The 9,704-nt window shown below is 68.3% G+C and carries 8 protein-coding genes and 1 pseudogene; 4 read left to right on the top strand and 5 right to left on the bottom strand.

Going from position 1 to position 9,704, the window contains the following annotated elements; translation table 11 throughout:
- Positions 1-12 precede the first annotated feature (12 nt).
- Positions 13-2,037, bottom strand: a complete 2,025-nt coding sequence (locus G9272_RS40845; protein WP_171401243.1) for a dynamin family protein — start codon at positions 2,035-2,037, stop codon at positions 13-15.
- 812 nt (positions 2,038-2,849) lie between these two features.
- On the opposite strand from G9272_RS40845, the pseudogene G9272_RS46285 reads away from it, so the two are divergent.
- Together G9272_RS46285 and G9272_RS40835 are read left to right on the top strand one after the other, a co-directional pair.
- Positions 2,850-3,128: pseudogene (locus G9272_RS46285) on the top strand (helix-turn-helix domain-containing protein); the annotation flags it as partial.
- A 36-nt stretch (positions 3,129-3,164) separates the two neighbouring features.
- Complete coding sequence (locus G9272_RS40835) at positions 3,165-3,482, top strand: hypothetical protein (protein WP_253268297.1); 318 nt, start codon at positions 3,165-3,167, stop codon at positions 3,480-3,482.
- A gap of 135 nt (positions 3,483-3,617) precedes the next feature.
- Here G9272_RS40835 and G9272_RS40830 read toward each other — a convergent pair whose 3' ends face one another.
- The 4 genes from G9272_RS40830 to G9272_RS40815 form a co-directional block, all read right to left on the bottom strand.
- Entirely contained in the window at positions 3,618-4,226 is a 609-nt protein-coding gene (locus G9272_RS40830) for a hypothetical protein (RefSeq protein WP_216377859.1), read from the bottom strand.
- Between the two features lie 14 nt (positions 4,227-4,240).
- On the bottom strand, positions 4,241-4,540 hold the full coding sequence (locus tag G9272_RS40825; RefSeq protein WP_171401241.1) for a hypothetical protein: 300 nt from the start codon (positions 4,538-4,540) through the stop codon (positions 4,241-4,243).
- An 853-nt stretch (positions 4,541-5,393) separates the two neighbouring features.
- Entirely contained in the window at positions 5,394-6,044 is a 651-nt protein-coding gene (gene leuE, locus G9272_RS40820; protein ID WP_171401240.1) for a leucine efflux protein LeuE, read from the bottom strand.
- A 229-nt stretch (positions 6,045-6,273) separates the two neighbouring features.
- Positions 6,274-6,888: a hypothetical protein gene (locus G9272_RS40815; protein WP_171401239.1), complete on the bottom strand. Its 615-nt coding sequence runs from the start codon at positions 6,886-6,888 to the stop codon at positions 6,274-6,276.
- A gap of 1,109 nt (positions 6,889-7,997) precedes the next feature.
- On the opposite strand from G9272_RS40815, the gene G9272_RS40810 reads away from it, so the two are divergent.
- Both G9272_RS40810 and G9272_RS40805 read left to right on the top strand, forming a co-directional pair.
- Entirely contained in the window at positions 7,998-8,834 is an 837-nt protein-coding gene (locus G9272_RS40810) for a hypothetical protein (RefSeq protein ID WP_171401238.1), read from the top strand.
- 535 nt (positions 8,835-9,369) lie between these two features.
- Entirely contained in the window at positions 9,370-9,690 is a 321-nt protein-coding gene (locus G9272_RS40805) for a hypothetical protein (protein ID WP_171401237.1), read from the top strand.
- Positions 9,691-9,704: the final 14 nt, after the last annotated feature.

Genomic DNA, 9,704 nt, shown 5'->3' with positions numbered 1-9,704 from the left:
GGTGCGCGGTGGTCAGCCCGGGAGGGCGCCCGTAGCGTCCGCGACCTCGACGATCGAGAGGCCCAGCGCGTGAAGTTCCGCACGGCGGTCGGTCAGCTCCTGGCGTTTGCGCGCCGTGTCCTGCCCCACCGCAGCGAGCGCGGTCTCGATCTCGGCCAGGGCCGCCTCGTGCTCGGCCTGCCGGCGGGCGGCCAGCCTCTCCATGTCGGCGGCGGCCCTGCGTGCGCACGCACCGACGATCTCGTCGAGGCTCTCGTGCAGGAACGTGCGCTGTTCCTCCTCGCAGGGGGCGAGCGCCCGGTCCAGCGTGTGGATCCTGTCGGTCAGGTCCTTCTTGCGTTCGAGTCGCAGCCGCCCGGCGAACGCCACGGTGGCGCCCACGGCGGCGCCGATCCTCGCCCCGATCAGAGCGCCGGGCGACACTCCGGGCCACGAGCCGGGCCGGGCATCGTCCTTGAGCAGTGCGGAGCCGTACGCCATGACGCCTTGTGCCGCCTCGCCGATGGGTCCTCGGGGCAGCGCCCTTCCCAGGGCCTGACTGAAGACGATGTCGCCGAGGCGCTCACCGATCAGTGCGCCGGTGCGGGCTCCTTCCACCGAGGCGGTGAGCGCCTTGACGAGAACCTCTGCGCTGTCGTCCCCGTCCGGCCGCGCCAGCGTGGTCGGGGCGGGCAGCGGAGGCAGGGGCGGCAACGACGTCGGCGTCGGTGCAGGGGAGGTGAGCCCGGTCCGGTCGGCCGCCCTCATGTGGATGTCCGCCGTTCCGGCGCGCGCACGGTCGCCGAGACCTGCGATCAACAGCGCGAGCCGACGCGCCAGCTGGTCCAGCACCAGCTGCGGGTCGTCCAGCAGCTCGGGCCGAGCGCGATAGGACTCGCGTACGCCTCGCCACAGTTCGGCCAGTTCCGATGTCGCACGGCGGCACAGGTCAGCGCTCAGGGCTTCCAGTTCGGCTTCCAGAGCGCCCTTCCAAGCATCGGTCGCGGTCCGGTCCCCCGCCTTGACGTGGTGTTGCCTCGCGGCAGCCACGAGCCGCTCGCGCTCGGCCTCGTCCGCGGCGTCCAGCACTGCCAGCGCGTGGTCGACGGATGCGAGGAGCGTCCGCGCGACGGAGTCCAGCTCGTTGAGGGCCGTGCCCAGCCGTAACCGGGCCCTGGAGAGCCTCACCGACGTACGCAGCTCGTGCTCCAGCTCGCCGAAGTTGCTCAGCTCCAAGCGCTCCGGGTCGCCGTCCTGGAGGTGGAGCAGACGGTGCCGGGAGGACACCCCGACGATGGCGGTGCCGTAGGGGTCGAGGCCGGGGACAGCCCGCAGCCGGGAGCGCACTTCGGCCACCACCGTGTCCGGCTCCTCCACTCGGTCCGTCTTGGTGACCGCGAAGACGAGCCGGGCGGGACAGCCTCGGACGTCCAGCGCCCGTGCGACATCCTCGATGAAGGCGATGCCCGAGGCAGGCACCTCTTGCTGAGCATCGATGACGTACAGCACGGCGTCCGCCGAGGAGAGGACACCGACGGCTGCGGCGGTGTGCCCACGGTGGACTCCGCCGATGCCCGGTGTGTCCACGACCACCAGCCCCTGCGCGAGTACGGAGTTGGGCAGGGTGACGGAGATGGCCGTGGCCCGGTCGGCGTCCGGCGAGGCGTCCCCGTCTGTGACGTGCGTTTCGGAGGCGTAGGCGGCGATCTCGGTGCGTGCGATGTGCCGCTGTTCGGCCGAGCGACCCGGCCGCTCCGCCAGGGAGACCAGGACGGTCTCCTCAGGACCGAATCGGGCCGTCGTGACGAGCCGGGTGGAGACGTACGAGTGCACCGGAAAGAGGCCGGGTTCTCGCAGATAGGCGTTGAGCAGCGAGGACTTGCCGTGGCTGAACTCGCCCATGACGACGAGGGTGAAGCGCTCGTCGCGCAGCGGGCGCTCGGCCGCGTCGAGCCGCTCGACGGCAGCGCCCGCGCCGGCTCGTTGAGCCGACGATGTCGCGGTCATGAACAGCGTCAGGGTCCGGTGCTTCAGTTCGTCGTAGGTGGCCGAAAGCATGGCTCAAGCTCCCCCCAGCAGGCCGGTCACGGCAGTTCCCCAACCACCGTCCGTAGACCTACCGTTGCATTGTGTCAGAGGCGAAGCGTGTCAAACAGGGAATCCGGAGCATTCCCGTCCCGGCTCGGATCGGCCACGCGACGCAGCCGCTGCCGCTGCCGCCGCCGCTGCCAACCGTCAGGGCACACGCCGTTGCAGGCACCAGCCGGTGAGCTGGTCCCTCACCGGCACGCAACGACTCACGACGTGCCGGCCGATAGGACCGGCTTCATCGACGGCACCGAGATCCGGGTCCGGCGGCCGGCCACTGGACGCAAGGACCAGGACAAGTTCATCTCCGGCAAGACCGAGCAGAACGCCGTCAAGGCCACGGCGGTCAGGGACGACTGGGTCCGGTCGCCGATTCCCGTCATCCCTCACGAAGGGCGGGCCGGGCGGCCGGTGCCCGTGAGCTGGGCCTGCGGATCACCGACGTCCGCCGCCGCGCCACGCGAACTACCCGGCCGGGCCGATGAGCCGACCACCGTGACCGCACACCCGCGTGAGCTGGACCCTGCTCCCCGCGCGAGCGGAGACGGTCACCAGGAACACAGGTGCAGAGACGTTGCGGGCCGTCTATCCCCCGCGCCCTTGGGAATGGCCTACCGCTCACGGCAAGCGGGACCTCGAGGTGGTCACCCAGAGGCTGCGTGTGATGACCGTGGTGGTGCCCGCCGACAGCACCGGGTGCGAAGCCGCCCGCGGCAGCCGACCTGGCAGGTCCCTCTCGTCGTGAGCAGCGCCTTCCGTGCGCGGAGAGGAAACGGGAAACAGTGCCGTTTGCCTTGTCCGTCCGGTCGCGAGTGCCGCACTCTTTCGTGCGGCAGCCTCTTGCACCTGGATGGACGGTCCTGGGGGTTTCCGTGCCACAGCCGTCCTGCGTGTTCGACGAAGAGTTGAGGAAGCGGCGCTTGGGCGCCGGATGGAGTCTCACAGCGCTCTCCGCCGTAGTGCATTACAGCAAGGCGCAGTTGAGCAAGGTCGAACGAGGCATCAAAGCGCCCAGCCGTGATCTGGCTCGGTTGTGCGACGCCGCCCTCCATGCAGGCGGAGCGCTGATCGCTTTGGTCGCCCCGCCCGTTACTGACGTGCCTACGATCACCGACCTGGACACCGCGCGGGCCCGCCTCCTCGCCTCCCCGTCCACAGGCCATCCGCACGTGGTCCGAGACACCGTCGAACAGTGGGACGCACACCTACGACATCCACTGGAGGCCCACGCCGTCTCCGGCGCCGAACTGCACGAGCTCCTCACGTCGTTGCAGCACCTACAGAGCGAAGCGGCCCGGCCGGGCACCGTACACAACACCATCAACGGCGGGGTACAGCACGGCCCCGTCATCCAATCGGGCCGGATCACCGGACTCATCATCCACGCTCACCACCCCGAACCTCCCCAGAACTGATTTTGTCTGCCGGTCGGCGAGCGTCATGCGCAGTCACAGCGCCGCCGCCTGAGATGTAATCAGTTACTTCCGCCGGCAGCCGGGCTCGGGACCAGACCGGGCGCTGCCATACGCCCGCACCCGAACACATCTGTACTAAATCGAGACTGAGCGCCCGCCAACGAGCCTGCTCCACGCTTCATCCCATTCCGGCAGTTGCTCCTTCCTCAGCCTGCAGCCGAGGAGAAAAGCGCGCAGCTGCTGATTGTCGTTGGGAAGCGCCTGACGGTTGACGATCCGAGCGAGCGTACTCAGCGGTAGGTGCATCGGGCCGCCGGCCAACTCCTGGACTTCACGTAGCGGAGGCGCCCCCGCCCGTTCATAGAGGGTCTTCAACGCCAGGCTGCACTCAGCCCAGTTGGCAATAAGCCGAGCCCTGGGGGCCCCCAGGCGCAGGGTGCCTCGTTCCTCCATCCGTGCGTTCGCCCACAACGTGTGCAGATCGCGAGGGCGTGACTCGACGCGCAGCCGGTCGAGCACCTCCGGCGGAGCGGCGAGGTGGCATGCGTCGGCGAACTCCATCACCCTGAACAACCTCGGCACGTTCGTGCCGGAGGCGGTTCGTTTGTAGGTAGCGGCCGACGCCTGACCGAACTTGACCATGTCGTCATAGGTGACCTCGGCGAGGTCACGGATGGCGCGCATCTTGAACGCCATCGCCGCCCGGTGGTAGGGGCCGACGACGGGTTTCTCTGGACGTCCCACAGCAGGGCTCCGTCCTACCTGTTGTCAGCGAGGGCGAGGACGCCGTGCGCGAGGGCGACCAGGAGACGGCGCCCGCCGGTCACAGCGAGGGTCACCAGGACGCCGATGCCGCCGCAGCCGAGCAGCAGTCTGAAGATGGCGGTGAGCGGCATACCCTCGATATAGAGCGCGCAGCCGATCGCCGGGAAGGTGATCGTCGGCAGCACCTGCGCCACCGAGAGGCGGTGCGAGATCGGCTCGTCCGCCGGTACCGCCTGGGGCACCTTGCCGGGCCGGGAAACGGGTACGACGTGACTGTCGCAAGTTTTTGACATGGTTGGACCCCTGGTTGTTGGTGCGGGGGCCCGGACAGGCCCCCGCACTGGGTGCAACCCGCTTCTATGGACGCACAGTTGGCGCTGTGTGACGCACGGGCATTGGCAGTGTCCCAGCAGGCACCGGGCTTCTGGAAACCCAACAGGCATTCCCTATGCACCGGTAAGGCCAATATGTCGCTTCATTCGTTCACTTGCGTCCACGAAGTGGTTACCCGCCAGTAGATTCTCGAGGTGTCAACCTCTGGCTGGGACTATGCATCTGCGCTCTCCATGCCCCGCACTGCGAGCAGGTCGCCTTGTGCCCTTGCATGCCTGCGGAAGGCGCAGATATCTATAAGCAAGTGGATATTGGCTCATCCGTGTACAAATCGTTTTTGCTGTAGACCTGCCTTCGGGCGCAGACTGTCCTGGAGAAACGGGCAGCTACTGTCCGAAGATCCCCTGGTCAACTGGGTGCAACCAAGATTCAAGGGCATCGGCGGGATCCGTGTTGGCGCACGCCCCGCCCGCGAAAGGGGAGGCCGACGGCCTCCCCTTTCTGCATGCTCGGGTCGCGGACAGCTCTCCCCCGGAACGACGGACATGGCGCCAGGGCTGCCACCGTCGCCCGGACGGAAGCGATCCGGGGCCCTCACAAGTTCCGGTGGGCACCGCCGGGGTCGAGGAGCGCGGGCGGTCCGCTGGCCGGTAGGGACCCGCCATCCAGGATCTGACCAGTCGGCACTGAGCCGTCGAGGCGGCCGGCCTGGCACGCGGGTGCGGGCGATGAGGAGCGGTGACGAAGCGGCTTCAGTCGCGCAACCACAGCATCCGGTCGACGGTGACGGTCAGGCCGCTCTCTTCCTGGACTTCAGGCGCTGGCGAGGGAGAGCTTCACCGCGAATCCGAGGAACAGCGCGCCGGCCGCCGAGGTGGCCCCCGCCGTCAGCCGCTTGCGGCGCCGAAACACACCGGCCAGCCGGGTGCCGCCGAAGATCAGGGCACTGAGGTACAACACGCTGGCGAGCTGGGCGAATACGCCGAGGACGACGAAGGAGAGCACCGGATAGGCATACCCCGGGTCGACGAACTGCACGAAAAAGGCGACGAAGAACAGGATCGCCTTGGGGTTGAACAGGCTGACGACCAGCGCCCGTCGGAAGGGCCGCTCGACCAGGACCGCGGCGGGGCCGTCCTCGGCGAGCACCCGCTCACGGCGTGTCCGCCACATCCCCCAGGCGGCCCGCAGCATCCCGACCGCCAGCCAGGTCAGATAGCCGGCGCCCGCGTACCTCACGATCCCGAACAGCACGGCGTTGGCCTGGAGCAGCGAGGCCACCCCGGCCGCGGAAAGAGTCATCAGCACGGTGTCCCCGCACCACACGCCGGCCGCGGCCGTGTACCCGGCCCGTACCCCGCGCCGCGCGGCGACGGACAGGACGTACAGGGAGTTGGGCCCCGGAAGGAGAACAATGAGGGCGAGCCCTGCGAGGTAGGTGGGAAGGTCGATCACTCCGAACATGCGCATCAGTGTCACACGGTGGTACGCCCCCGACCGCGTCCGTCCCCGCGCCGGCCGACTCCGTACCGGCACCGCATGGACACCCTCGCCGGGCGGTGAAATCCAGGCAAATAATCGCAGACCGGTCTCCGCCTCCCTCGGCCGATGCGAATCGCGCACCGACCGGTTCCGACAGCGTCCGGAGGGCGTAGGGGTACGCGCCCCACAGCCGCCGGCTTCCATCTGAAGGTCAGTCGTTCTCTCGGCACGACGCCGCCTTCTTCACCTCGGGCACGTCGTCGAGGGGAGCCGTCCAATTCACTTCCGGGGGAGGGCCAATGTCCTCGCTGGGCACATGCGAGGTGAGCAGACCGTCGGCACCTCGTTGCCACCGCCTACCGTCACGATCGACGAAAAGGCTGTACCTGAGCTCACCGAAAGTCGACGCGCGGACCGCGCCGCCGAGCGAACCGTCAGCCACATTCCACACCCTGTCGACGGCCTTCGGCGTGAAAATGAGCTCCGTGCAAGGTGCCAGTCGAGATGTACCCGCATAGAAACGGGTCACGGGGCCCGTGTCGAGATCTGGGTCCTTGTCCGCCTCGAACTTCAGTCTGCCGTCGAAGACCACAGTCAACTCAGGCACCGGGTCAGGCGAACGGTTCAAAATGTGCAACCTCCAGGAGCTCAGGGTCCCGTCCACCCAGACGGACACTGCCTTCGCTTGGCCCCGTTCTTCGTTCTCGCTGTCATCACGGGACTGCTGGAGCTGGTCCTTTGCCGCCTGCTGGCTCCAGTACGTGGTGACAGCCTGAGCCCAGAGCCCGCCGATCGCTGCGACGGCGGCGAGGCCGGTACCGCCCACGGTGATGATGTGGGACCACCTCGCACTCCGGACGCGACTCCAAGCCCTGTGTGCTCTGGACGACTCCGGGCTGGGCGCAGGCTCCTCATCGGGCTCAGGTGCAGGATCCGGGCGGACCTCAGGTGGGTCTTCCCGTACGCGTGCACGCACGCGTACGGGCACTGTACGGCGCCTGGCCAGTCGTAGCCGGACGTGCCTCTGCGGCTCCTCGGTCATCTGCCCCCCAGATGTGCCTCTGAGACTGGGACGCCGGAAGAGTCCGTCCGGATCCCGGCGGGAGGGTGCCAGCCGGCGGCCGTCTGGGGGGTTTGAGCCGATCGAAGCCGAGCGGACGGCCGAGCCGTACAAGCCCGCCGAAGCCGCAATCGGCCTCGATGCCGACCACCGAGCCCTCCCCCAACTCTCTTGTGCCCGGGTGGTGATCTCTCTTGTGCCCGGGTGGTCATCGGTGGTTCAGGGCGTGTATTCGGTTGGGGGACGGCCAGGGTCCAGAGCCGGTCGCGCAGGCGGACGCCCTGGGTGACGGTGTCGAGGTCCTCGATGATCTCGGATCCGAGGATGCGGTCGTCCTGGTCGAACCGACCGCGAGGAGGCGCGTAGAGCCCCAGTCCTGGCCGTCGAAGGGGAAGGCGACGTGACAGTACCAAGGTTCTTCCAGCCTTTCTCAGGCCTGTAGATCGAATTAGGAACCGGCTGGCTGAACGATGCTCCGGCCGAACCGTCCGGCCACATACCGCTTCCAGTCAGGGTTCGCGGATCCCGCGGCCGAGAACACCGGCTGCGGAGTGCGAGCGGTTTGGACGACTACCTTCAGTCCTTCGCGACCTCGACGGACAGGATCCCGCGAGCACATGGAGCAGGGCCGTGATGTCTTCTGGGAGGCGTGGCGGAGACCGTCCCATCGGTCCTGGACGACAAGGCGGATCGCCTACAGAGCTGGACCTGACGGCTGACGGACTCATGTGCGGACTGTGCGGTTTCCGCCTCTCCAGCGCGGATGAGATTGAGGCAGGGCTTGGTTACCCTCTCGCACGCGGCGAACTGTCGCAGAAGGGCGCACCGACCATAAAGGGGTGCGACAGGGTTGCGACCAGAAAGGTTCGGGCCGCATGGCTGAACATGCCAGGCACCGATTCAGCACTGCCGTCGTGTTCCTGATCGCGCTCGGCACGGCGGTACGGCCGGTGTGGGTACAACCCCAGCAGTCGGTGGGGGTTGAGACCACCTTGCGGGCCGAGCCATCCACGGTGCCCGTCACGAACGGCACCCGCAGGGAGACTGACGGACCACTGCCCACCCGCCACCCGAGTCGACGGCCTCAACTGCCGAACATCACCCGCGTGTTGCCGACCACCGCGGTCCATGGCGCCGACTTGGCGCAGGTCGGCACGGCCCTCACCGTCGGTGTGTCCCAGTCGTCGCCTGCCGACTACATACCCGTCACCGAAACGGTAAAGGGCAGGGTGGGGGACACCGTCGTGGTCCGGCTCGGTGTGACGAACCTGGGCCCCGGTTCCCCCGACGGCGAAGCCGGATCCTTCGCGGTCGTACCGCCGCCCGGAACCACTGTCACGTCCATTCCCTGGGAAGGGGACGACGACGATCGGAAATACGCCTGCCAGCCGCCACAAGACACGGACAACTACTACTTCCTGTGTGACTTTTCACCACCGGCCGGATCCTCGATCACCATCGGCTTCCACATCCGCATCGACAAGCGGATCCCCGGCGCCAAGGGCTCCGTCACCGTGTACGGCCCAAACGACTCCGTGCCAGGCAACGACCGCGACACGATCCCCGTCGACGCCGCATCCGCGCCGCTGTGGCGGTGGCAGAATCCGCTCTGGCACTGGCACCACTGGCCGCTGCTGGCGGCAGCAGCGCTGGCCGTCTTGGCACCGGCGGGCAGATGGTTCGTCAGGCGACGCAGCAAAGACCAGGCCTGAAGTGCGCAGACAGCACGGACCGGGCCCTAGAGGCGGCGGAGCACCCGGGCACCCGACTGTGCACTCTGTGCGGCTTCGTCCACATCGGCGACACCGGCAGCGCCGACAGCGCCTGACCTCGGTGTCACACCACCGGCGACCCGGCCTGGGCCGGCGCGGCGACAGAGCCGACGCGCGGGCGTGGTGAGCGCGCCCTGATCCGCAGCTGCGGCCACAGCGCCGATCCCGCCCGAGAGCCTTCGAACCTCCCATCGCGACGTTAGACCGTGCGTGCCGAGCGCCCCGGGTACAGCACCCCCCTACGGGAAAGACCCGAATGCCTGCGACTGACGCCGCGTCTGTCCACGCGCGTCCTCAAGGCCACCGACCGCTATCGGTTGCACATGCTCCGCTGGCACCTGATCGCAAAAGAACAGTCCGACCAGGTCCGCACCGACACCCTGGCCCCCTACCTCCTGAAGAAGCACAGGGCGAGCGCGGAACGCGTGGAGGCCACCAGCACACTGCCACCTGGAAGCGAGCCAAGGTCACCCTCGTGGGTGCCGCCGCGACCGGGCTCGGGCCGGCAGTCGTGTGGGGCGCCGTCCTGTTGCTGCTGGGGTCCGGCCGAATCTCCGCCGCAGCAGCCGGCACCGCCGTATTTGCCCTGCGCTCTGCCGACACAGGGCTGCAAGGGCTCGTCGGATACGGCTGCGATCTGCTCCGCACCGGGCTGTACCTCGACGACTGGGAGCGCTTCGTCAACGAGGCAGCCGGTCAGCGTCTGGACCGCGGCACCCTCACACCTAGCCGGCCCCATCACATCGCTCTTCGGCAGGACCCCGACGCCTACCGCCCCGAAAGAGGGGGCACATGATCCCGTCCTCGCGA

The sequence above is a fragment of the Streptomyces asoensis genome (assembly GCF_013085465.1).
Taxonomy (GTDB): domain Bacteria; phylum Actinomycetota; class Actinomycetes; order Streptomycetales; family Streptomycetaceae; genus Streptomyces; species Streptomyces cacaoi_A.
This window is presented reverse-complemented; position numbering and strand designations above follow the sequence as displayed.

What these genes read in the sequence shown, in the direction of transcription:
- G9272_RS40845 (WP_171401243.1), bottom strand. Translation starts at nt 2,037, where the DNA reads ATGCTTTCGGCCACCTACGACGAACTGAAGCACCGGACCCTGACGCTG.
- G9272_RS40825 (WP_171401241.1), bottom strand. Translation starts at nt 4,540, where the DNA reads ATGTCAAAAACTTGCGACAGTCACGTCGTACCCGTTTCCCGGCCCGGC.
- G9272_RS40810 (WP_171401238.1), top strand. Translation starts at nt 7,998, where the DNA reads ATGGCTGAACATGCCAGGCACCGATTCAGCACTGCCGTCGTGTTCCTG.
- leuE (WP_171401240.1), bottom strand. Translation starts at nt 6,044, where the DNA reads ATGTTCGGAGTGATCGACCTTCCCACCTACCTCGCAGGGCTCGCCCTC.